This is a genomic window from Staphylococcus sp. HMSC068C09 (genome assembly GCF_001813735.1).
GTDB lineage: Bacteria > Bacillota > Bacilli > Staphylococcales > Staphylococcaceae > Staphylococcus > Staphylococcus hominis.
Genome location: NZ_KV813753.1, coordinates 99946 through 125404, shown reverse-complemented (window position 1 = coordinate 125404; position 25459 = coordinate 99946). Strand labels below are relative to the sequence as shown.

Sequence of the window (25459 nt, the reverse complement as noted above, 5' to 3'; positions counted from 1 at the left end):
ATTTATCTACATTGTTATTTAAGCATATATTTATATTTTTGTCATGTAAAAGTTCTAAAAATTAAATGAATGTACTTGCTTATATCTAATTACTAGTTAAATAATTATAAATATTTAACTATAAAAAAATCCAAAAATCAAAATGATTTTTGGATTTTTTGTTACTTAATATCAACGATTTTAACTTTCATTTCTCCACCATTTGGAAGTGGAACACGAACTTCATCATTTAAACTTTTACCAATAAGTGCTTTCGCCATTGGAGATTCATTCGAAATTTTTCCTTTAAACGCATCTGCTTCTGCAGATCCAACAATTTGATAGCTTTCTTCTTCATCGCCAGGTAATTCGACAAACGTAACAGTTTTACCAATTTGAATAACATTGTTATCACCGTTGTCTTCAATAATCAAAGCATATCTAAGCATGTGTTCAATACGTTGAATATCTTGCTCAATAAAACCTTGTTCATCTTTAGCAGCATCGTATTCTGAGTTCTCAGATAAGTCACCAAAAGATCTAGCAACTTTGATTTTTTCTACTACTTCAGGACGTTTAACTGTTTTAAGTTCTTCTAATTCTTGTTCTAATTTTTCATAACCTTCCTGTGTCATTGGATATTGTTTTTGATTTTCCATAAGTTCATCTTCCTTTTCAACAAGTTAATTTAATTCTGAAAAAATACATACTATTCGTTAATGCTTACCAACAAGCGTTTGTATTTTTGTTGTCATTATATCAATTGCTACCTTATTACTTCCACCTTCTGGAATAATAATATCAGCATATTTTTTTGTTGGTTCTATAAATTGATTATGCATAGGTCTGACAACATTTAAATATTGGTTAATAACTGATTCCATTGAGCGCCCTCGCTCTTTTGTATCACGTACAAGTCTTCTTAAAATACGTAAATCAGCATCAGTATCAACGTATATTTTAACATCCATCATATCACGTAATGTTTTATTTTCCAAAGCAAATATACCCTCTACGATAATAACATCTTTAGGTTCAAATGCAATTGTTTCATCACTTCTAGTATGATTTTTATAATCATATGTTGGAACTTCCACCGCTTGACCGTTACGTAAATCCTTTAAATTACTAATCAGTAAATCATTATCAAATGCAAAAGGATGATCATAGTTAGTTTCAAGACGTTCTTCAAATGTTAAGTGCGATTGATCTTTATAATAATAATCTTGAGCAAGTAAAGCAACACTATGGCCTTCTAAATTTTTCATTATTTCATTTGTAACAGTTGTCTTTCCTGATCCTGAACCGCCAGCGATTCCGATGATTGTTGTCTGTGTCATTAGCCAATTTCCTTTCTCATCATATTATTAGGATAAATAGGATGATCCACTTTAATTTGAACAATTTGAAGAGGATGACGTGCTGCATCAAGGTGGTTTCCTTCTTCATCATAAATGACATCAATAACCTGTTTAAATGATTCAATTTCAGGTCCAAAAAATTCAATTTCTTGGCCTGGTTTAAAGTGATTTCTTTGTTGTATTGTAGCAATATGAGTTGCTTCGTCATAATCTAAAACTAATCCACAAAAATCATATGGTGACTTTTTATTTTGTTGAACACCAAACATTTGCTCTTCATACCCAGGCGTTCCTTCAAAGAAAGCAGGTGCTGTATCTCGATTAGCACATTTGTCTAATTCAATTAACCACTCTGGTTTAATTTTAAAATTATCTGGATCTTCCGCATATGCATCAATAACCTTACGATAAACTGATACTACCGTAGCAATATAATGAATAGATTTCATTCGTCCTTCAATTTTTAAAGAATCTATACCAATATCCATCATTTGAGGAATAGACTCAATTAATTTTAAATCTTTTGGACTCATAGCAAAAGGCACAACGTCGCCATCTTGATAAAATAAATCTAATTCTCCCTCTTCATCAACAGCTAGTAAATCATAATCCCAACGACAACTTTGGCAACAACCACCTCTGTTAGAGTCTCGTGCTGTCATGTGATTACTTAAAGTACATCTACCTGAATAAGCAATGCACATTGCACCGTGAATAAAGGCTTCTATTTCGATATCAACATTGTCTTTCATCTCTTTCATTTCCATAGCGCCTGTTTCACGAGCTAATACTACTCGATCAAGTCCTTCTTCTTTCCAGTATTCCACAGCTTTGTAATTAGAAAGAGATTGTTGTGTTGAAAGATGAATTTCTAATTTAGGAGCTACTTTCTTACATGTTTCAATAATAAGTGGATCAGCTACAATAATTCCTGTTGCACCTGTAGCTTCTAATTGACGTAAATAATCTTCTAAACCGTCTATATTTTCATCATGAGCGATAATATTAGTCGTAACATAAATTTTTGCACCATAACGGTTTGCAAATTCAACGCCTTCTTTAATTTCTTCCATTGTAAAGTTATCAGCGTTAGAACGTAACCCGTATTCTTGTCCACCTAAAAATACTGCATCAGCACCATAGTGAACCGCAATCTTTAACTTCTCTAAGTTTCCAGCAGGCGCTAATAATTCAGGTTTTTTTATTTTTCTTTTAGCATTTACTTCAATTTCATTTAACGTCTTCATACTGGCGCCTCCCTTAATATACTGTTTGTTTATATAAGAACCCTTCATCAAACGGACGATGTTCAGGTTGAATTTCTTCTATTGGATCAATTAACATAAATTTTTCATCTTCATAAGCTTCTGGATCTTCATGATATAAGTCAATGGCTTCTCTATATTGTGCTGTAACAGTATTAATGTATGCTTCACTTTGTAAGATACCATCAATTTTAAATGAATCGATATTTGCTTCAAAGAATGGCTCTAATTCTTCAATTAAACAGATATCATTAGGAGACATAATATGAGTACCATTGTAATCTTCAAAAACAGGATATTTATTTTCTCTTTCTTCATCGTACAATAATAAATCTTGATCATTTTCACTACGTTGGATTTTCATTTGTCTATCTTGAAAAGTGTAATAATTACCCAATAACATACGTTTAGATTGGAACATACAAGTCATACCGTGAACCTGAACTTCAATTTCAACATTTGCATGTTTTTTGATATTTAAAATTTCATCTAGATTTAATTCACGTGCTAATACAGCTCTTTTAGCGCCTTTTCCACCCCAATAATTACATTGGAAATAATTCGTAACAATTGTTTCTGCATCCCAATTTAATGGTATCGGATTATCTTGTTTTTTAACATACATCACGACAGCAGGATCACCAAAAATTATTCTATCCACTCTTATTTCATGTAAAAATTCAATATAGTTTTCTAAGGCATTTAAATGATAATTATGAAAAATACCATTAACTGCCACATATACTTTTTTATCATGTTCGTGTGCTAAATTAACTGCTTTTCTAACATCTTCACGATTAAATTCTCCAGGTAATCGCAATCCAAATTTTTGTTCTCCAATCACAAATGCATCAGCACCGAGTTCTATCAATGTTTTCATATGATTTAAAGATTTTGGAGTGACAAGTAATTCAGTCATATTCATTCTCCTTTAATAGATATGGCTAAACCATCATCCATATTTAAAAAATTTGTTTTATAGTTCTTTTGTTTCATAAGCCAAGTATTATATTTTTGTACCTTTTTTACCATTTGCTTAACGTTTCTTGATCGTACAATATCTATATCAGATACAAATCCATGATACAAAACGTTATCAGTAATAACTAAGCCACCTTTTTTTAATAACGGTGTATAGTATTCAAAAAATTTTTGAGATTGCGCTTTAGCTGCATCGATAAATATCATATCATATAAATGATTGCTCACTTTATCGTACTGTGATAGCGCATCGCCCTCTATAAGGCGAATTTGATTTTCGTATTCAAATTTTTTAAAATTAAGTTTTGCTTGTTTTATCATATTCTCATTACGTTCAATAGTAGTAATAGAAATATCTGGTGAAACAGAAGCAAATTGCATCGAACTATATCCAATAGCAGTTCCAATTTCCAAAATATTTTTCGAATGATGAATTCTAATTAATTGTTTTATCATGTCTAAAGTTAATTTATCTACTATAGGAACAGCATGTTCTTCTGCATAAAATCTTAGCTCTTCAATATTATTATCTAACTGTTCATGAAGATTTAATAAATAGGATTGATTTGATTCCACTTCTATAACTTCCCTTTTAATATCAATAGGCATAAAAATAAATCAGTCAACTAATATTACATTATTTAAAATAAAATAATAAACCTACTTTATATTTTAATGTATAAATATAGTAACTGACTGTATATTTAAAAATTTATGCTTATAGTAATTTAACTTTAAATATTTTATCATAATTCTAAATTAAATTTAAGTCTGAAATATTAAAAATCTCTAACCAAAGTACATTGATTAGAGATTTATTATTAACAAAAGACTGTTTATTCTTCCATATTTGTATTTACAACTTCTTCAATCATATCCCATTCTTCATCTGTTTCGATAGGAACAAGTTTACCACCATCACCAGATTCATCTGGTTCATTAATCATTGGAATGAGCTCAATCATGTCATCATCATCAGATTGAGCACCTTCTTCAGCTAAAATAACATACTCTTTTTTAAATTCTGGATGATAAAATTCTAGCATTTTTCGATATAAAACTTCATTTCCATTTTCATCGAATAAAGTTAATAATTCTTCTTCATTACTAATATTTAATTCTGTATTATGATTGTGATTATGTTCAGTCATAATGATATTCTCCTTTATTGAATTGAATCTAAATAGCCTTGCAGTATGAAAACTGCTGCCATTTTATCAATTACTTTTTTTCTTTTTTGTCTTGAGACATCAGCTTCTAATAATGAGCGCTCAGCAGCCATGGTACTTAAACGTTCATCCCACATAATAATTTCAATATTTGGTAAAGCCTCTTGAAGCAATTCTTTGTATTTAAGAGATGCTTCTCCACGAAAACCAATAGAATTATTCATGTTTTTCGGTAATCCTATGACTACTGAACCAACATTATTGTCTTTTATGATTGAAACCAGTCTATCAATACCAAATTCTTCATTTTCTTCATTTATTCTTAGAGTGTCTAGTCCTTGAGCAGTCCAGCCCATCAAATCACTAATTGCGATACCTACAGTTCTACTACCTACATCTAATCCTAAAATTTTATGACTTAACATTTATTTATTATTCTCTTTTAAGTAGTTTGAAACGAGTTCTTCCATAATTACATCTCTATCAATATGTCGTATTTGATTACGTGCATCATTTTGACGTGGAATGTATGCAGGGTCTCCTGAAAGTAAATAACCAACAATTTGATTTACAGCATTGTAGCCTCGTTCTTCTAGAGTTTGATGTACGTTTTTTAAAACTGTTTGGACATTTTCTTTTGGAATTTCATCATAATCGAATTTCATAGTTTTATCAATATTTTCCATAGATGCGACACTCCTCTGACATGTATTAACTTACATATTAATTTTACACCAGTTGATTAAAAAGTTATAGGTTTTTAATATAATCTTTAATAAAGCGTAATGATTCTGAGATGTTTTCAGGTTGTGTGCCGCCACCTTGTGCCATATCTGGACGACCGCCACCTTTTCCTCCTACAATTGGAGCCATGTTTTTAATGATATCTCCGGCTTTAACCTGACTTGTAAGCTCTTTAGGTACAGCGGCAATTAACGAAACTTTTTCACCAACATGACTTGCTAAAATAATAATTGTATCTTGTTGTTTTGATTTAAAATCATCCATTGTTTGACGGATTTCTTTTGGATTAGATACTTCTACCTCTGTAGCTAATACTTTAAATCCATTAATCATTTCTACTTGATCCTCTATATTACCCATTTTAAGTGAAGTAATTTCCTTATTACGTTGCTCTAATTGCTTATTCAATTGTTTTTCATTTTCTTGAATTTGAACAACTTTATCATAAACTTGTTTATCTGATTTTACTTTAAGTTGTTCTTTGACAGAATTAAATTTATTCTGAATATCTTCAAAATATAAGAATGCAGCTTTACCGGTAAGTGCCTCAATACGTCTAACACCTGCGCCTGTACCTGATTCGCTTACAATTTTAAACAACCCTATTTCAGCAGTATTATCTACATGAATACCACCACATAATTCAATTGAAAATGGAGCCATATTGACTACTCTTACAATATCACCATATTTTTCACCAAATAGAGCCATAGCACCCATTTCTTTAGCTTCTTGAATAGGCATTTCTTGAATATGAACTGAAATTCCTTTCCAAATTTCTTCATTTACTCTTCTTTCAACTTGATCAATCTCTTCTTCTGTCATTGGACCAAAGTGAGAAAAGTCAAATCTTAATCGTTCACTTTCAACGAGTGAACCTGCTTGGTTAACATGTTCACCTAAAATCTCTTTTAATGCAGCATGTAGTAAGTGAGTGGCACTATGATTTTTTTGTATATCTTTACGTTCTTCTTTATTTACAGTTGCATCTACATGACTATTTACACTTACTTGTCCAAATTGAACTGTACCTTGATGTAAATTTTGTCCATTTGGTGCCTTTGTAACTTCTTGAACGGCTATTTCGAAATGATCATTTCCTACTGTTCCTTTATCTGCAACTTGTCCACCACTTACTGCATAAAATGGTGTTTCTTTTAAGATAAAGTAAACTGTTTCTCCAGCCTCAGCAGATGTAACAGTTTTACCATTATAAATTAAATCTGTTAAAATTGTTTGATATTCTGTTGTTTCATATCCAACAAATTGACTTTCAGTATTAATATTTTTTAAAACATCACTTTGAACTTGCATAGATTGTGAACTTTGTCTAGCTTCTCTCGCTCTAGTACGTTGTTGTTCCATTTCAGTTTCAAATGTTGCCATGTCGACTGTAATACCTTCTTGACTTGCTAGTTCTTCAGTTAACTCAATTGGGAATCCATACGTATCATATAATTTAAACGCATCTGAACCATTAATCTGATGTGTAGATTCTTTTGCTTGCGTAATGAGTTGATTTAATATAGATACACCCTCTTGAAGTGTTTCATGGAAACGTTCTTCTTCAGATTTAATAACACGTTTAATAAAATCCGATTTTTCTTTTACATTTGGATAATATGGCTCCATAATGTCAGCAACGATATCAACCAATTTATACATAAATGGCTCATTAATGCCAAGCGTTTGACTAAAACGTACGGCACGACGTAAGAGACGACGTAAAACATAACCGCGCCCTTCATTTGCAGGTAAAGCACCATCAGAGATTGCGAATGAGATTGTTCTGATATGATCGGCGATGACTTTAAATGCTACATCTTGTTCGTTATTTTCAAGATATTTTTTTCCTGATATATGCTCTACTTCTTCAATAATTGGCATAAATAAATCTGTTTCATAATTGGTACGAACATTTTGGGAAATAGACGTCATACGTTCTAATCCCATGCCGGTATCAATATTTTTATTTGGAAGTGGTGTATAAGTATGATCCTTATTATGGTTATATTCACTAAATACTAAGTTCCATACTTCTAAATATCTCTCATTTTCACCGCCAGGATACATTTCTTCTGCTGGATCATTTTGACCATATGCTTCACCACGATCATAGAAAATTTCGGTATTAGGTCCTGATGGTCCTTCTCCAATATCCCAGAAATTCCCTTCAATTCTAATAATATGACTTTCTTCTAAGCCAATATCTTCATGCCATAAACGATAGGCTTCAACATCTTCTGGATGAATCGTTACATATAGCTTCTCTGGTTCCATCCCCATCCATTTGTCACTAGTTAAAAATTCCCAAGCAAATTCAATTGCTTCTTTTTTAAAATAATCACCAATTGAGAAGTTTCCAAGCATTTCAAAGAAAGTATGATGACGCGCAGTAAAACCTACGTTTTCAATATCATTTGTTCTGATTGCTTTTTGAGAGTTCACTATTCTAGGCTTTTTAGGTGTTTCTCGTCCATCAAAGTATTTTTTTAAAGTTGCAACACCAGAGTTTATCCAAAGTAACGAATCATCGTCAATAGGCACAAGTGGTGCAGATGGTTCTACCATATGACCTTTTTCAACAAAGAAATCAATATATTTTTGACGTATATCACTTGCTTTAAGTTTTTTCATTTTTTCACTCCTAATATAATTAATACATTTATAAATAAAAAAACGTTCATCCAACAAAGGGACGAACGTTTTCGCGGTACCACCCTAGTTACAAGAAATAAATATTTTTCAAATATATTTAATTTCTCATCACTTAATTATCATATTAACGTTAACACAAAGTAGCGTTCAACAGATTAACTTGTACTTTTCACCAACCAGTACATCTCTACTTAAGTTAAAAAGTTTACTCATCTTTATGCGAATTCAAATTTATTTTAAGTATTTTTATTTAAATTGTCAATGTTCAACAAAGTCGTAAGGTGAAACATTTCCCATATTAATCATTGGATTAATTTGATAAATTGTTTCTTCACTTAAAGTAATGTGTTCATCTGCATTATTATCCTCTGTATCATCTATATTTATCGGTTCATCATTCTCTTCTACGTCTATATTAACCTGACTCATACCAAAATAATTTATAATTAGTGTTTTTAATTGTGTATGTCTTTCTTGACCTTGAGTATTTAAGGCAATGTCAAATGCTTTTGGATCTCCTAATAGTACTAAAGATTGTTTTGCACGTGTCAGACCTGTATATAAAATAGGTCTTTGCAACATTTTAAAATATTGTTTGACAATAGGCATAATAACAATTGGGAATTCTGATCCTTGTGATTTATGGATTGAGGTACAATAAGCATGTGTAAGTTCTAATAAATCTTGTCTAGTAAATGTAATTTCATTTCCTTCAAAATCGACAATCAGTACATCTTTATTAAGTGCATTTTCTTTAGCCCAAAATATACCTACTATGACGCCAATATCACCATTAAAAATATTGTCATTTGGTCGATTAACTAGTTGTAAAACTTTGTCTCCTTTTCTAAACTTTATATCGCCAAACTCTATTTCTCTTGTATCTTTTTCTTTAGGATTTAAAATATTTTGTAATACTTGATTAAGTCTTTTTATCCCTGCACTTCCTTTGTACATAGGTGCTAAAACTTGAATATCACTCATATCATATCCTTTATTTACAGCGCTAGATACTACTTTCTCCACTACGGTTGGAATTTGTTCTACATTGCAATGAATAAAACTTCTATCGTGATAACGTTTTGTAATATCTATTGACTCATGATGTTTCATGCGATGAGCTAAGTCAATAATACTAGAACCATCTTGTTGGCGATAAACTTCAGTTAAATTAACTCTTGGAAATGCTTTAGACTCAATTAAATCCTTAAATACTTGGCCAGGACCGACAGACGGCAATTGATCTTCATCGCCTACTAAAATAATTTGTGCATCTAGTGGAACGGCACTTAAAAATTGATGGAACAACCAAGAATCAACCATTGACATTTCATCAATTATAATGAGCTTAGCTTTAATTTCATTTTCAAGAATATCTTCTGGTTGAGTATCTTGATTCCATCCTATTAATCGATGAATCGTCATTGCTTCTAATCCAGTTGATTCTTGTAAACGTTTTGATGCCCTTCCAGTTGGGGCGGCTAATACGATTGGATAATCATCTTCTTGATAATCGGAATACTTAAGAGATAGACCATGAATTTCAGCATACAATTCTACAATCCCTTTAATAACAGTTGTTTTACCTGTTCCTGGACCTCCAGTTAGTAACATTATTTTCGAATTCATCGCCGTTTCAAGTGCTTCTTGTTGTGATTTAGCATAATTAACATTATTTTGATCTTCTATTTCACCAATATGTATCTGTAAATCTGATTGCTCTATTATTTTAAAGTGATTTTTGTATGTGTTGATACGATACAAATTTTGAACACTTTTAAGTTCTGAATAGTATAAACTTGGAATCGCAACATGACTATTCTCTAAAATAATTTTCTTTTCTTCAAAAAGTGTTTGTAGCACATGTTTTAATTGTTCTTGTTCAATTGTTTCATCTAAATGCTTATCTGAAAGCATATCTTCTGTAATTTCTAATACAGCATTTTCATCTAAATAAGTATGTCCCTGTTTTATACATTCTTCTTCAAGAGAATATAATAACCCAGCTTTTAAACGTTCTGAATCGTTATAAGCAATACCATTATTTCTAGCTAATGTATCAGCTTTTTGAAAACCAATACCTTTTACATCATAAACTAATTGGTATGGATTGTTTTCTAGAATTTTTAAAGTCTCTGATTGATAAAATTGATAAATCGCCATGGATAATTTTGGACCAAAACCTAAGTCATGTAAGCGAATCATTATTTTTTCTGACTCTTGATTTGCACTAATTTGTTCTGCAATCTGTTTTTGTTTCGATTTTGCTAAACTAGGAACGTTTTCGAGAACAGAAGGATCAGTTAAAATATCATTTATTGCATTTTCTCCTAATGTATTTACAATATTCTGAGCAGTCTTTTTACCAATACCTTTAAATAAATCACTAGATAAATAACTTATTATGGCATCTTTAGTTTGAGGCAGTTCTTTTTCAAATGTTTCAGCTTTAAGTTGTTTACCATAACGAGGATGTTGAACAATTTGTCCTTTAAACGTATAGACATCTCCTTCAACAATATTAGGAAAAAACCCTACAACTGTAGGCAGATTATCAAATGATTCATTAGTTTCAATGGAATCTACTTTTAAAACAGTATAAAAGTTATCTTTATTTTGAAATAGAATGGTATCAACTGTTCCTTTAACCATTGAGTAATCAAATAGTGTAGGGTTTGACATATTATTCCTCCTCATTTTTTAGAGATTTAAATGTTTGTTTAGCATGCTGACTTAATAAATGTTTAGGATCAATTTGAATTGCTTTATCAAAATACTGAATTGCTTCATCAGCATCCTCAGTTTCCATATACGTTGCCAGACCTAAATTATATAATGCATCTACGTGATTAGGATTAATAGATAAAACATAGTTTAATTGCTTAATGGCTTCTTGAAACATTTCTAAATGACATAAGGTTAAACCATATTGAAATTGAACTTCTGTGTCCAAAGTTTGATCTAATTCAGCAGCAGTCATAAAAAACGGTAATGCTTCTCTTTGCGCATCTAGTTGGCTAAAAGACATACCAATCATATAATTAGTATCAATGGGATTCATATTATACTTTAAAGCTCGTTGATAAAGTTTTATTGCTTCTTGAAAACGAGATTGTTCATAATATAGATTAGCTAAATTATAGTAAACAGCACCATTTTTGTCATCTAATGTTATTGCTTTTTGGAAGAATCTTTCTGCTTTCTCAATCTCACCAACATCAGCTAAAATAATACCAGCATTAATATAATTTTCAATAATGTTAGGATTCTCTTCAATGTTATTAAATAATGCTTTAATGGCTTCTTCATAATTACCATTATTCATCCACTGATATATTGTTTCTTGTTCAATCATTTCCATGTCTCCATTTCTAACATAAATTTGCAATTAAAAAGAAACCGCTAATTCTCATTTACAATGAGTTAACGGTTTACTAAAAATTAAACAACATAGCTAAGTTGACCTGTTGTTTTATATACATCGTCTATAGTAGCGCCACCTAAACAAACTTCTCCATTATAGAATACCACTGCTTGGCCTGGTGTAATAGCTCGAACAGGTTCGTCGAAAGTAACTCGAATAGATTGTTCATCTTCTTTTTGAACAAATACTTTAGTGTCTTTTTGACGATATCTAAATTTAGCAGTACATTCAAATCCATTTTCTAAATCAACTGGATTAACAAATGATGCGTCGGAAGCAATTAAATAATCACTATATAATGCATCATGATGGAAGCCTTGCTCGACATATAAAATATTATCTTCAAGATTTTTACCAACAACAAACCATGGATCTCCATCTCCACCAATACCTAGTCCATGACGTTGGCCAATAGTATAATACATTAAACCACTGTGTATGCCCATTTTTTTACCATTGAGTGTTCTCATTTCACCAGATTGTGCCGGTAAATATTGAGAAAGGAATGATTTAAAATTACGTTCCCCAATAAAGCAAATACCTGTAGAATCTTTTTTCTTAGCTGTTGCTAAGTCTTGTTCTTCAGCGATTTTACGAACTTCTTTTTTTTCTATGTCTCCAATTGGAAACATGACTTTAGATAATTGTTCTTGAGATAATTGATTTAAAAAGTATGTTTGATCCTTATTATCATCTACCCCACGTAACATTTCTACGCGACCATCTTCATGTCGACGGATTCGTGCATAATGACCAGTAGCCACATAATCGGCTCCTAATTTTAATGCATGTTCTAAAAATGCTTTAAATTTAATTTCTTTATTACACATGACGTCTGGGTTAGGGGTACGACCTTTTTTATATTCATCTAAGAAATATGTGAATACTTTATCCCAATATTCTTTTTCAAAATTCACAGCATAATATGGTATACCAATTTGATTACATACAGCTATGACATCATTATAATCTTCTGTAGCTGTACATACACCATTTTCATCTGTGTCGTCCCAGTTTTTCATGAAGATACCAATGACATCATATCCTTGTTCCTTTAAAAGATATGCTGTGACTGAACTATCTACACCTCCAGACATACCAACTACAACACGTATATCTTTATTTGACAAGTTCTATTCCTCCTTAAATTTATGATATATTTTATGAATTTCAGCAACAATATATTTTATATCTTGTTCGGTTGTGAGTTCATTAAAACTAAATCTAACTGAATGTTTTGCACGATCTTCATCTTCATACATAGCAGCAAGTACATGTGACGGAGTTGTTGAACCAGCTGTACATGCAGAACCAGACGAAACATAAATATTTGCTAAATCCAATAAAGTTAACATTGTTTCTACATCTATAAATGGAAAATATAAATTAAGTATATGGCCAGTCGTTTCTACCATTGAACCATTGACTTCAAATGGAATTGCACGTTCTTGCAAACTTACTAAAAATAGTTCTTTTAATTGCATTAAATGAATATTATTTTGATCTCGATTTTTAGTAGCTATTTCTAGAGCTTTTGTCATTCCAACTATTTGTGGAACACTTTCCGTTCCAGCACGGCGTTTAGTTTCTTGTTCCCCGCCTAATTGAGAATACTCGATTGGTGTATTGTTTTTTACTAATAAAATACCTACACCTTTAGGTCCACCAAATTTATGAGCAGTAATACTCATGGTATCAATATTAAACTCACTAAATTTAATATCTAAATGGCTAATTGCTTGGACTGCATCCACATGTAATAGAGCATTTGAATTAGAAACAATGTTTTCGATATCGTAAATAGGTTCTACTGTGCCCACTTCATTATTGACAAACATAATAGATACTAAGATAGTATCATCTGTTAAGGCTTCTTCCAATTGATCCAAATCAACTTTACCTGTATCATCTACATCTAAATATGTGACTTCATATCCTTCTTTTTCTAGTTGCTCGAATACGTGTAATACAGAATGATGTTCAATTTTTGTAGTAATAATATGATTACCTAAATGCTCATTAGCATAGACTAAACCTTTAATAGCAGTATTATTTGATTCTGTAGCACCACTAGTAAAAATGACTTCGCTTGGTTTAGCACCTAGTAATTGAGCTACATTTCTTCTAGATTCATCTAAATAACGTCTAGCATCTCTACCTACTGTATGAATAGAAGATGGATTGCCGTAGTGCGATTGATATATATCCATCATTGCTTCTATAACTTCTGGTTTGACTGGTGTAGTTGCAGCATAATCTGCATATACTTCCATTATTAAGTACACTCCTCACAATATTATCAATGTTCCTATAATAGCACCTCATTCTAAAATTTTCTACCTTCTTGTTTATGAATTAATATATTAACTATTTTTCTTTCAATAATTATTTTAAGTATGAGCAATTTAATAACTGTAATCGTTTTAAGTTGTTAAACTATTAGATAATAAAGATAAAAAGGAGAAATAGTCTATGTCTGATATAAAATTTTCTGCATTAAATTTAGTTCCTATACGAGAAGGTCAAACTGATAAAGATGCAATTAATGATATGGTGACTTTAGCTCAGAAATTAGATGAATTAGATTATGAGCGTTATTGGATTGCAGAACATCATAATGCACCTAATTTAGTAAGCTCAGCTACATCATTGTTAATACAACATACGCTTGAACATACTCATAATATTAAAGTTGGTTCAGGTGGCATCATGCTTCCAAACCACGCACCTTTAGTTGTTGCTGAGCAATTTGGTACCTTAGAAACCATTTATCCCAATCGTGTAGATTTAGGATTAGGTAGAGCACCTGGTACTGATATGATGACAGCAAGTGCATTGAGACGAGATCAACATAATGGTGTGTATGCTTTCCCTGAAGAAGTAGAACAATTACAAACTTATTTTGGTCCAGGAAATAAACAAGCTTATGTAAGGGCTTATCCTGCAGTAGAGAAAAATGTACCGTTGTATATACTCGGATCATCAACTGACTCTGCACATTTAGCAGCTAGAAAAGGTCTACCCTATGTTTTTGCAGGTCATTTTGCACCACAGCAAATGAAAGAAGCAATTGAAATTTATCACGACTTATTTGAACCATCTGAAGCATTAGATAAACCATATATGATTGTATGTTTAAATGCTATAGTGACAGAAACTGATAAAGAAGCAGAATATTTAGCTAGTTCTTTAGCACAAGTATTCATTAGTATTGCTCGAGGAAGAATGCAACCAGTTCAACCACCAACTGATGATTTAAAAGGTCTTTTAACACCTAGAGAGTATGAAATGGCAAAACAAAGATTTGATGATTCTCTTATTGGTTCTGAAGAAACAGTGAAAGCTAAATTAGAAGCATTTTTAGAGGAATATGGTGATATTGATGAAATAATGGTCGTAAGCTATATTTATGACCAAGATAGACAATTTGAATCATATGAGCGTTTTAAACGAGTCATTCAAAAATTAAATAAATAATATTGATTAAAACCTGTTGAATATAAATAAATTGTCAACAGGTTTTAAATTTTTCATAAAAAAAGAGTGATGATCAAAATCACCACTCACAATTTTAATTATTTATTGTCTTTTTTGTCATCTTTACTGTCATTATTTCCGCCAGTATATTCATTAATTTTATCTTTTACTTTATTTACTTGTTCGTTATCGCTATTTTTAAATTTCTCTGCTGCATCTTTTGCTTTATCCATGAATCCCATGTTGAAATTCTCCTTTCGAATTTAAGCATTTAATTTTTAATAAATAATTTTTACTTATATTAATCCAATACCACAACAAAAAAGTTTTAAACATAATAAATTTAAATTTTTAAATGTAAAACATATAACCATCTAAATCGTTATCTGATTCTACAAAATCAGCTAAATATTTTAATGTTGTATTATCTAAAACTTCTCTAACAGCATCTCTCATTCGCAACCATAATTCTTTTTGTGCTGGTGGTTCAGAATCTATACTTTCTACAATAGTAATAGGTCCTTCTAATAAGCGAATAATATCGCCAGCTGAAATTTCTTCAGATGGGACTCTTAATTGATATCCACCCTTAGCGCCACGAATACTTCGAATTAATCCAGCATTTCTTAACGGACCCACGAGTTGTTCTAAATATAAATCACTTAAATGATTTTCTTCAGCAATTGTTTTTAATGATACACACCCTTGCCCCTCTCTTTTTGCTAGGGAAATCATTAAAGTTAACCCATATCTCCCTTTCGTTGATATTTTCATAGTTTTACCTCACTTAATTCGAATAATATAGTCCCATTCTATCATTTTTTCAGTTAATATAGTAATAGAAAGGTGTGAAAAAATTGAATACAGAACCTTTAGCTTCAAGAATGAGGCCTACAAATATAAATGAAATTATTTCACAACAACATCTAGTTGGTCCAAGAGGCATTATAAGACGTATGGTAGAAACTAAAAAATTATCTTCTATGATTTTTTATGGACCTCCTGGAATTGGAAAAACTAGTATTGCTAAAGCCATTGCTGGCAGTACTGAATATAAATTTAGACAATTAAATGCAGTAACGAATACAAAAAAAGATATGCAAATGATAGTTGAAGAAGCTAAAATGTCAGGACAAGTCATTTTATTATTAGATGAGATTCACCGCTTAGATAAAGCAAAACAGGATTTTTTATTACCACATTTAGAAAATGGTAAAATCATTTTAATTGGTGCTACAACTTCTAACCCTTATCATGCAATTAATCCAGCGATTCGCTCACGTGTACAAATTTTTGAATTATATCCACTTGATGAAAAGGATGTATATCAAGCATTAACTAGAGCATTAAATGATGATCAAAATGGTTTAAAATCGTATCAACCAAAAATTGATGAAGATGCACTAAAATATTTCTCTACTCAAAGTCATGGTGATGTAAGAAGCGCTTTAAATGCTTTGGAATTAGCAGTATTAAGTGCTAAAGTTTCCAATAATCAACGTCATGTTACTTTAGAAGATGCTAAAGATTGTTTACAAAAAGGTGCTTTTATCAGTGATAAAGATGGTGACATGCATTATGATGTCATGAGTGCATTTCAAAAGTCTATTCGTGGAAGTGACGTTAATGCTGCTTTACATTATTTGGCGAGACTAATCGAAGCAGGTGATCTTCCAACAATCGTACGACGTTTACTCGTCATTAGTTATGAAGATATTGGCTTAGCTTCTCCAAGTGCTGGTCAAAGAACACTAGCAGCTATTCAATCAGCTGAACGACTCGGATTGCCTGAAGCACGAATTCCTCTAAGTCAAGCAGTAATTGAATTATCACTATCTCCTAAGTCTAATTCAGCTATAAAAGCAATTGATAGTGCATTAAGTGATATCAGAAAAGGCAAAGTTGGTCAAATACCTAATCACCTACGTGATGGTCACTATCAAGGAGCAAAAGACTTAGGCCGATCTATCGGTTATAAATATCCTCATGATTATGAGAATGGTTATATTAAACAGCAATATTTACCTGACGCTTTAAAAAATAAAATATATTATGAACCAAAAACAACTTCTAAAAGTGAACAACAATTTAAAATAGTGTATGATAATTTAAATCATAAAAACTAATAAAACCTATGGAAAAGATGATAATACTTCATTCATCTCTTCCATAGGTTTTTTGTTAGTTATTACCTTTATCTTTAATTCTACGTACAGGAATATCTTTTAAAATATCATTTACGACATAACTTGCACAAATTAAACCTACTGTGCTTGGTACAAATGCATTCGATGATGGAGGCATTTGACCTTTTCGATTTATTGCATTTGCATCTCCAACAGTTTTCTTAACATCTTCACGAATAACTATTGGACTCTCATCTGAAAAAACAACAGGAACACCTTTTTTTATTCCAAGTTTTTTCAACTTGTTACGAATAATTTTTGCCATTGGATCCATATATGTTTTTGAAATATCAGCAATTTTGAAACGTGTTGGATCTATTTTATTCGCAGCGCCCATACTTGAAATCAACTTGATTCCTCTATCTAAACATTCTTTCATTAAATGAACTTTGTATATAATCGTGTCACTTGCATCGATAAAATAATCAATATTGTAATTATTAAAAATATCTTCATATGTCTCTTCAGTATAAAACATGTGAAGAGGTGTAACTTTACAATTTGGATTGATGAGTTTAATTCGTTCTTCCATTAATGTTACTTTACTTTGACCTATGGTAGTAGTTAATGCATGAATTTGACGGTTTACATTAGTGATATCTACGTCATCTTTATCAATAAGAATAATGTGACCAATGTTAGTTCTTGCTAAAGCTTCAGCAGCAAATGAACCAACTCCACCTACCCCTAAGACCGCTACTGTCTTGTCTTTTAGTAAATCTAGTCCTTCTTGTCCATAGGCTAATTCATTTCTAGAAAATTGATGTTTCATAATTAACTCCTTTACTTAGCAAATATTAATACTATATTAACAGAAAAAAGCAAAAAAAAATACGTAAGGCCTAAAGCCTTACGTACCGATAGAGTCCGTAGTTGCCGTAGTTATAAAAAGCTTGATCATTCGGCCTGCTATATACAGGTGGGTGCCCTGTTTCTTGTTTTGCAAGTCCTCCAAATGAGGCGTGTGCGCTGCAAGAAAACCTATTGGGCTCCCTGATCAAAAAGTGTTAGGCCCAAATAAAAAGCAAACATACGAACAACACAGATGACTATCTTATAGACATATTTTATCATAAAGAGCTTATTAAATAAATCCTTAAATATTGTATGAGGATGTTTATTTTTAAAATATTTTTAAATATATAAGTTTACATAATATAATTATTGTTATTTAAAATTTAAGTTAGTGTATATAAAAATTGGAACAGAAACTCAATTCCCGTCCCAATTTAGCACTAAATTATTCTATTTTAAAAATGAAGATTAATGACGAATTCTTAATGATAATTCTTCTAATTGTTTATCTGATACTTCACTTGGTGCATCCGTTAATAAGCAAGTTGCAGAAGCAGTTTTAGGGAAAGCGATAGTATCACGTAAATTAGTTCTATTTGTGAGTAACATAACTAGTCTATCTAGACCTAAAGCGATGCCTCCATGTGGTGGTGCGCCGTATTTAAAGGCATCTAATAAGAAACCAAATTGCTCTCTAGCTTGTTCTTTAGTAAATCCTAAAACTTCAAACATTTTTTCTTGTAATTCTCCATCAGATATTCTGATTGATCCACCGCCTAATTCGTATCCATTTAATACAACGTCATAAGCATTTGCTTGAACTTTTTCAGGTTCAGAATCTAGTTTAGCAATATCTTCTTCTTTAGGTGATGTAAACGGATGATGCGCAGCAACATAACGTTTAGCATCTTCATCATATTCTAATAAAGGCCAATCTGTTACCCATAAGAAGTTTAATTTTGATTCATCAATTAATTTTAATTCTTTTGCAATTTTAATTCGAAGTGCACCTAAACTTTGTGCAACAACATTTGGCTTATCTGCAACAAACATTACTAAATCTCCAGGTTTAGCACCTGTTAATTCTTTTAATGTGTTAACATTCTCTTCTTCAAAGAATCTTGCTATCGGACCACTTAAGCCTTCATCTACAACTTTCACCCAAGCTAGACCCTTAGCACCATAGATATTTACAAATTCTGTTAATCCATCCATATCTTTACGTGTATAGTTATCTGCAGCACCTTCAGCAACGATTGCTTTAACTTCTCCGCCGTGTTCTACAGTATCTTTAAACACTTTGAAATCCATTTCTTTTCCTAATTGGGACACATCTTGCAATTCCATACCAAAACGTGTATCTGGTTTATCAGAACCATATCGTTTCATTGCTTCATCATATGTCATACGAGGGAATGGTGTTTGAATATCAATACCTTTTACATCTTTTACAACTTTAGAAAGCATTTCCTCGCCCATTTGAATAATATCTTCTTGATCAACAAAACTCATTTCGATATCTACTTGTGTGAATTCAGGTTGACGATCAGCACGTAAATCCTCATCACGGAAACATTTTACAATTTGATAGTATTTATCAAAACCACTAATCATCAATAATTGTTTAAATAACTGTGGTGATTGTGGTAAAGCGTAAAATTCGCCTTCATGTACACGAGATGGCACTAAATAGTCCCTCGCACCTTCTGGTGTAGATTTTGTTAATACGGGTGTTTCAATATCAAAGAAACCATTATTATCAAGGTATTGACGAATTGATCGAGTCGTTTGATGTCTCATTTTAAATGTTTGAGCTAATTCTGGTCGTCTTAAATCTAAATAGCGATATTTAAGACGAATATTTTCATCAACACTTTGATTTTCTTCATTAATTGAAAATGGAGGCGTCGCTGATTTATTAATTATACGAATATTAGATACTTGAACTTCTACTTGACCCGTTTTAATTTTTGGATTAACTGTTTCTGGGTCTCTTTTAGTTACTGAACCTTCAACTTCGACTACATATTCTGATCTTACAGTTTCAGCAATAGATAGAGCTTCTTTTGAAAAATCTGGATTAAATACAATTTGTACAATTCCCTCTCTATCACGTAAATCAACAAAAATAAGGCCACCTAAATCGCGTCGGTTATGAACCCAACCTTTTAGTGTTACTTTCTGACCTAATAATTCTTCAGTTACTAAACCACAATATGTTGTTCTTTTACCCATTATTTATTCTCCTTTTCTTTATTAAAGAAACTAACTACTTCATCTAATTGAATTGTTTTTGTTTCACCAGTAGACATTTCTTTAACATCAATTTTATTATTGTCTAGCTCTTGGTCACCTATTACAATCGTATATTTAGCATTTAAACGATCAGCTTGTTTCATTTGTCCCTTAATTTTTCGATTTAAGTAATCTTTATCAGCTTTCACGCCATGTTTTCTTAAATCATTTAAAAGTTTCACGCTATATTCTTCTGCTTTTTCACCCATCGTTACGACAAATAAATCGAAATCTTCATCCACATTCAATTCTATGTCTTCTTCTTCAAGTGCAAGAAGTAATCGTTCAATACTAAGGGCAAAACCTATTCCTGTTTGCTTAGGACCATCTAATAACTCAAGAAGTCCATTATAACGACCTCCCCCACATAGTGTAGTAATAGCACCGTCATAATTTGGATTATCCATCATGAGTTCAAATGCCGTATGAGTATAATAATCAAGTCCACGCACTAAATTAGGATCTTCAACATAATTGATACCTAGTTGATCTAAATGATGTTTAACTGCTTCATAATATGCCTTTGATTCATCATTTAAGTAATCTGTAATTCTTGGAGCATGTTTCACTGCTTCTTTGTCTCTATCAACCTTACAATCTAAGATTCTCATTGGATTTGTATGCAAACGTGATTGACAATCATTACAGAATGTATCAATGACAGGTTCAAAATGCTTAATTAATGCTTCGTTATATTCTTTACGAGATGCTTGATCTCCTATACTATTAATCACTAACTTTAAATGTTTTAAACCAAATGATTCATATATATGCATTACCATTGCTAATACTTCTGCATCAATACTTGGATTTTCTGCTCCTATTGCTTCTACACCAAATTGATTAAATTGTCGATAACGTCCTTTTTGTTTTCGTTCGTATCTAAACATTGGTCCGTTATAGTAAAGCTTAATAGGTTGATTAGGTTCACCTTGCATTTTATTTTCAATATATGATCGCACGACTGCTGCAGTTCCTTCAGGTCTTAAAGTGATACTTCTATCGCCTTTGTCTTTAAACGTATACATCTCTTTTTGAACGACATCAGTAGAATCTCCTACACCTCTTGCAAATAAGTCAGTACTTTCAAATATTGGTGTACGTATTTCTTTATAATTGTATAATTTCATTAATTCATCTAATTTATTTTCAATATATCGCCATTTTGCAGACTCTTGAGGTAAAATATCTTGCGTTCCTCTAGGAATCTTAATCATACAATCACTCCTTCTAAATTGTTGTTAACTATTAAATTTCTTTAATAAAAAAGTCCCTTATATAGCTTCATGCTATATAAGGGACGATATGCCGTGTTGCCACCCTAATTGAGAATAAAAATATTCTCCACTCATCACGTGTAACGTACGCAAACCGGCTTTATTTTATCAAAGCACCTTTTCTTGTGTTCAAAGATACCAATGTACTAGTGTAATCTTTCAGCCTAGGATTACTTCTCTTCACAATCAATATGATTGTTCACTATTTCATTAGTCTTTTCAAGAATACAAACGGTATTATTTATAAAGTTCACTGATTATGATACCGATTTTAGGAAAAGTTTGCAAGTATTATGAAGCAAAATATTGTTTTAATCCATCTACAACCGCTTCTTCTACAACCTGTCTATGTAATTGATTTCTAATCATTTTTTCATCGGTAGGATTACTTATATAGCCCAATTCAAGTAACACAGCTGGTTTATTCGTTTGTCTTAAAACTTGATAATTTTGTTGACGCACACCACGATTAGAAAGTAATGACTTTTTTTGAATATTCGCATTTAATACTTCTGCTAATGTTTCTTGACTATTTTGATACCAATATACAGTAGCGCCATTAGCATTATGACTATCTAATGAATCATTATGAATACTTATAAATACATCACCTGTCGCTTTTCTATTATCTAAGCTTACATAACTATCATCTGTTCTCGTCAATTTAACATGCGCTCCTGCTTTTTCTAATGCACGTTTTAATTCAAGTGCTGTTTTCAAAGTATAGTTTTTTTCGAGAGATTTAAGAGCCGTGGAACTTGAGGCTCCCTGATCACTCCCTCCATGACCAGGATCAAGCACCACAGTTTTATTCTTAAAAGGATTTTCCTGTTTACTGACATCAGCTTTAATATTCAAACTCGTATGCCAACCAGCAACCCATCCTTTTTCATCTCCTTTAGCATTTTGGACTTCAATCCATTTTCCTGACGTCTTTAATTTTTTAAAACTATCTCCTTTTTCAACTTTATATATCACCGGATATCCTGCATTAGGTCCTGTTCTTATTTCAGCATCTTCTGTTATTGTTAGTCTATTACTATCTTGATCATTATGATTCATAAACAAAAATAATAATATTATAAAAAGAATAAATAATAACACTACTACTAACGTCAACATATTTTTTAGATCATGTTTGGTTAACCATGTATCTAATTTATTCATATTACTTTGCCATCCTGACTTTCATATATAATCGTTACGGGACCATCATTAATAATTTCTACTTCCATATCTGTCCCAAATTCACCAGTTTGAACATCAATATCATACTTTTGAAGTTCAGAGTTAAACTTATCGTATAATATTTTGGCATCTTCAGGTCGCATGGATTGTGAGAAACCTGGTCTATTACCTTTTTTAACTTCTGCATAAAGTGTAAATTGAGAAATAGATAAAATCGCACCATTAATTTGTTGAATATTTAAATTTAATTTTCCGTTATCATCTTCAAACAAACGTGCATTAACAATTTTCTTCGCTAATACTTCTATATCAGATTCCGTCGAATTTTTCCCAACACCTACTAATAAACAATAACCTTTTTCAATTTGGTTATAAATAAATTTATTAGTGACAGATGCTCGTTTTACTCTTTGTACAACTATTTTCATATCTTAGCACCTCTTTTAATTCCATACTCTAGAAACTGTATAAATATCACTCAATTGTTTAAGTTTTTCAACTACACGAAATACATCATTTACATTTTTAACCATAACACTAATTGTAATGATTGCATTTTTGTCAATATCAGATCGTGCATTCATTTTAATAATACTTCCTACGGTTGAATTTACGGCTTGAATCACTTCATTGAGTAACCCATTTCGATCATATGCATTGACTTCTAAATCTACTTGATAACGTTGTGTTGAATCTTTTGATTTAACCCATTCGACATTAATTAATCTCTCGTTTTCATTTTTAATATTTGGGCAATCTGATCTATGAACTTTAATACCATGTCCTTTAGTGATATATCCAACAATATCATCACCAGGAATTGGATTACAACATTTAGATAATTTGATTAAAACATTCTCTAATCCTTCGACATAAACCCCACTATCAGTAATGATATCTTCTTTAATTGGTGACGTTTTAATGACTTCTTGTGCTTCATTTAATGCTTTTTGTTTATCTTGTATACGCTGTCTTTCCGTTAATTTATTCACTACTTGTAAAGCAGTAACACCACCAAAACCTACTGCAGCATATAAATCGTCATCATTGGCAAAATGATATTTTTCGTTAACGACTTCAATATTTTTTTCTGTTAGAATCTCATCAACTCGATAACCTTGTTCTTTAATTTCCGCTTCTACCATAAATTTACCTTTTTCTATATTAGAAGAACGATCTTGCTTTTTAAAGAAACTTTTTATCTTACTTTTTGCTCCAGATGATTTAACAATTTTCAACCAATCTCTACTTGGACCATATGAATGTTTACTTGTGCGAATTTCAATAATATCGCCTGTCTTAAGCATATAATCAATAGGCACAATTTTACCATTGACTTTTGCGCCAATCATTTTATTACCCACTTCGCTATGGATGGCATAAGCAAAATCAATAGGGACTGCGCCATAAGGTAATTCAATCACATCACTTGCAGGCGTAAACGCATATACTTTATCACTTTGTAAATCATATTTAAGTGATTCCATAAATTCTTGTGCATCTGAAGATGTATGGTCAGTTTCTGCAAGTTCTTTTAACCAGTTAAGTTTATTTTGGAAATCTTGTGTTTTAGAATTTATTGTTTTCCCTTCTTTATATGCCCAATGCGCTGCCACCCCATGCTCAGCAATTTCGTGCATTTCAAATGTTCGAATTTGAATCTCTAAAGGATCACCATTAGGTCCAACAACAGTAGTGTGTAATGATTGATACATATTTTGCTTTGGCATAGCGATATAATCTTTAAAACGACCTGGCATCGGTTTCCATAATGTATGAACCAAGCCTAAAATAGCATAACAATCATTAATTGAATTCACAATCACTCGTATAGCTAATAAATCAAATATTTGATCAAATTGTTTTTTTTGTTTTACCATCTTACGATAAATACTGTAAATATGTTTAGGGCGACCGCTTATTTCACCTTGGATATTCATTTTATTCATTTCAGTTTGAATTTTATCCATAGCATTTTGAATATATGCTTCACGTTCACTACGTTTTTTCTTCATTAAATTAACAATTCTAAAATACTGTACACTATCAATATAACGTAACGCAATATCTTCCAATTCCCATTTAATGGTATTAATACCTAGACGATGCGCTAAAGGTGCATAGATTTCTAATGTTTCTTTTGAAATACGAATTTGTTTTTCTCTAGCCATTGCTTTTAACGTTCTCATATTATGTAAGCGGTCAGCTAATTTAACTAATATGACACGAACATCCTTAGCTATCGCAATAAATAACTTTCTATGATTTTCAGCTTGTTGTTCCTCTTTAGAACGGTATTTAACTTTTTTTAACTTAGTTACACCATCTACAATTCGTGCAATTTCTTCATTAAACATATTCTTTACGTCTTCAAATGTATATGGTGTATCCTCTATCACATCATGTAAAAAGCCAGCTACAATTGTTGGTCCATCTAAGCGCATTTCTGTTAATATACCTGCTACTTGAATTGGATGCATGATATAAGGTAGCCCATTTTTTCGAAACTGTCCTTGATGTGCTTCATAAGCAATATGATAACTTTTTAAAACATATTGATAATCATCTGCTGATAAATAGGATTTAGCTTTATTTAGTACTTCATCAGCACTATATGGATACTCGTTATTCAATATATGACACCCCGACTTTTTAATATT

23 protein-coding genes and 1 other RNA gene are annotated in these 25459 nt (G+C 31.4%); 2 read left to right on the top strand and 22 right to left on the bottom strand.

Features of this window, described 5'->3' with window-relative positions; all coding sequences use genetic code 11:
- Positions 1-161: 161 nt before the first annotated feature.
- The 13 genes from greA to HMPREF2930_RS02950 all read right to left on the bottom strand — a co-directional run bounded on the left by greA (position 162) and on the right by HMPREF2930_RS02950 (position 13854).
- The gene (gene greA, locus HMPREF2930_RS03010) at positions 162-638 is read right to left on the bottom strand and encodes a transcription elongation factor GreA (protein ID WP_017176185.1); all 477 of its coding nucleotides are present in this window, start codon (positions 636-638) and stop codon (positions 162-164) included.
- A gap of 57 nt (positions 639-695) precedes the next feature.
- Positions 696-1319, bottom strand: a complete 624-nt coding sequence (gene udk / locus HMPREF2930_RS03005; protein ID WP_017176184.1) for a uridine kinase — start codon at positions 1317-1319, stop codon at positions 696-698.
- Positions 1319-2587, bottom strand: coding sequence for a peptidase U32 family protein (locus HMPREF2930_RS03000; protein WP_017176183.1), 1269 nt, complete (start codon positions 2585-2587; stop codon positions 1319-1321). Before HMPREF2930_RS03000 ends, udk begins: the two co-directional genes overlap by 1 nt.
- Before the next feature lie 13 nt (positions 2588-2600).
- Complete coding sequence (locus tag HMPREF2930_RS02995) at positions 2601-3524, bottom strand: peptidase U32 family protein (protein ID WP_017176182.1); 924 nt, start codon at positions 3522-3524, stop codon at positions 2601-2603.
- Between the two features lie 2 nt (positions 3525-3526).
- Positions 3527-4162 carry an O-methyltransferase gene (locus HMPREF2930_RS02990; RefSeq protein ID WP_017176181.1) on the bottom strand — a complete coding sequence of 212 codons (636 nt, stop codon included), beginning with the start codon at positions 4160-4162 and terminating at the stop codon, positions 3527-3529.
- Positions 4163-4422: 260 nt separating this feature from the next.
- Positions 4423-4737 (bottom strand): DUF1292 domain-containing protein, encoded by a 315-nt coding sequence (locus HMPREF2930_RS02985; protein ID WP_017176180.1) that lies wholly within the window; start codon positions 4735-4737, stop codon positions 4423-4425.
- A 14-nt stretch (positions 4738-4751) separates the two neighbouring features.
- Entirely contained in the window at positions 4752-5180 is a 429-nt protein-coding gene (gene ruvX, locus HMPREF2930_RS02980) for a Holliday junction resolvase RuvX (RefSeq protein ID WP_017176179.1), read from the bottom strand.
- Complete coding sequence (locus HMPREF2930_RS02975) at positions 5181-5441, bottom strand: IreB family regulatory phosphoprotein (RefSeq protein ID WP_002448947.1); 261 nt, start codon at positions 5439-5441, stop codon at positions 5181-5183.
- 64 nt (positions 5442-5505) lie between these two features.
- On the bottom strand, positions 5506-8136 hold the full coding sequence (gene alaS, locus HMPREF2930_RS02970; protein WP_017176178.1) for an alanine--tRNA ligase: 2631 nt from the start codon (positions 8134-8136) through the stop codon (positions 5506-5508).
- 279 nt (positions 8137-8415) lie between these two features.
- Positions 8416-10839 (bottom strand): SF1B family DNA helicase RecD2, encoded by a 2424-nt coding sequence (locus HMPREF2930_RS02965; protein WP_017176177.1) that lies wholly within the window; start codon positions 10837-10839, stop codon positions 8416-8418.
- Position 10840: 1 nt separating this feature from the next.
- Positions 10841-11512: a tetratricopeptide repeat protein gene (locus tag HMPREF2930_RS02960; RefSeq protein WP_017176176.1), complete on the bottom strand. Its 672-nt coding sequence runs from the start codon at positions 11510-11512 to the stop codon at positions 10841-10843.
- 86 nt (positions 11513-11598) lie between these two features.
- Positions 11599-12711 (bottom strand): tRNA 2-thiouridine(34) synthase MnmA, encoded by a 1113-nt coding sequence (mnmA, locus tag HMPREF2930_RS02955; protein WP_017176175.1) that lies wholly within the window; start codon positions 12709-12711, stop codon positions 11599-11601.
- 3 nt (positions 12712-12714) lie between these two features.
- Positions 12715-13854, bottom strand: coding sequence for a cysteine desulfurase family protein (locus tag HMPREF2930_RS02950; protein WP_017176174.1), 1140 nt, complete (start codon positions 13852-13854; stop codon positions 12715-12717).
- A gap of 199 nt (positions 13855-14053) precedes the next feature.
- Here HMPREF2930_RS02950 and HMPREF2930_RS02945 point away from each other — a divergent pair, with 199 nt between their 5' ends.
- The gene (locus HMPREF2930_RS02945) at positions 14054-15058 is read left to right on the top strand and encodes an LLM class flavin-dependent oxidoreductase (RefSeq protein WP_017176173.1); all 1005 of its coding nucleotides are present in this window, start codon (positions 14054-14056) and stop codon (positions 15056-15058) included.
- A 98-nt stretch (positions 15059-15156) separates the two neighbouring features.
- Here HMPREF2930_RS02945 and HMPREF2930_RS11395 read toward each other — a convergent pair whose 3' ends face one another.
- Entirely contained in the window at positions 15157-15300 is a 144-nt protein-coding gene (locus HMPREF2930_RS11395; protein WP_017176172.1) for an SAS049 family protein, read from the bottom strand.
- 109 nt (positions 15301-15409) lie between these two features.
- On the bottom strand, positions 15410-15832 hold the full coding sequence (gene cymR, locus HMPREF2930_RS02940; RefSeq protein WP_002448977.1) for a cysteine metabolism transcriptional regulator CymR: 423 nt from the start codon (positions 15830-15832) through the stop codon (positions 15410-15412).
- 83 nt (positions 15833-15915) lie between these two features.
- On the opposite strand from cymR, the gene HMPREF2930_RS02935 reads away from it, so the two are divergent.
- The gene (locus HMPREF2930_RS02935) at positions 15916-17184 is read left to right on the top strand and encodes a replication-associated recombination protein A (protein ID WP_017176171.1); all 1269 of its coding nucleotides are present in this window, start codon (positions 15916-15918) and stop codon (positions 17182-17184) included.
- 55 nt (positions 17185-17239) lie between these two features.
- Here the strand turns inward: HMPREF2930_RS02935 and HMPREF2930_RS02930 are convergent, their stop codons facing one another.
- From HMPREF2930_RS02930 to HMPREF2930_RS02900, 7 genes are all read right to left on the bottom strand, one after another.
- The gene (locus HMPREF2930_RS02930; RefSeq protein ID WP_002455249.1) at positions 17240-18016 is read right to left on the bottom strand and encodes a tRNA threonylcarbamoyladenosine dehydratase; all 777 of its coding nucleotides are present in this window, start codon (positions 18014-18016) and stop codon (positions 17240-17242) included.
- An 88-nt stretch (positions 18017-18104) separates the two neighbouring features.
- Positions 18105-18295, bottom strand: a non-coding RNA gene (gene ssrS / locus HMPREF2930_RS02925) — 6S RNA.
- Positions 18296-18507: 212 nt separating this feature from the next.
- A complete protein-coding gene (gene aspS / locus HMPREF2930_RS02920) occupies positions 18508-20274 on the bottom strand; it encodes an aspartate--tRNA ligase (protein ID WP_017176170.1) in 1767 nt (588 codons plus the stop codon).
- Positions 20274-21551: a histidine--tRNA ligase gene (gene hisS, locus HMPREF2930_RS02915; protein WP_017176169.1), complete on the bottom strand. Its 1278-nt coding sequence runs from the start codon at positions 21549-21551 to the stop codon at positions 20274-20276. Before hisS ends, aspS begins: the two co-directional genes overlap by 1 nt.
- Before the next feature lie 351 nt (positions 21552-21902).
- The gene (locus HMPREF2930_RS02910) at positions 21903-22778 is read right to left on the bottom strand and encodes an N-acetylmuramoyl-L-alanine amidase family protein (protein WP_017176168.1); all 876 of its coding nucleotides are present in this window, start codon (positions 22776-22778) and stop codon (positions 21903-21905) included.
- Complete coding sequence (gene dtd / locus HMPREF2930_RS02905; protein WP_017176167.1) at positions 22775-23227, bottom strand: D-aminoacyl-tRNA deacylase; 453 nt, start codon at positions 23225-23227, stop codon at positions 22775-22777. Before dtd ends, HMPREF2930_RS02910 begins: the two co-directional genes overlap by 4 nt.
- A gap of 15 nt (positions 23228-23242) precedes the next feature.
- On the bottom strand, positions 23243-25432 hold the full coding sequence (locus tag HMPREF2930_RS02900; RefSeq protein ID WP_017176166.1) for a RelA/SpoT family protein: 2190 nt from the start codon (positions 25430-25432) through the stop codon (positions 23243-23245).
- Between the last annotated feature and the right edge of the window lie 27 nt (positions 25433-25459).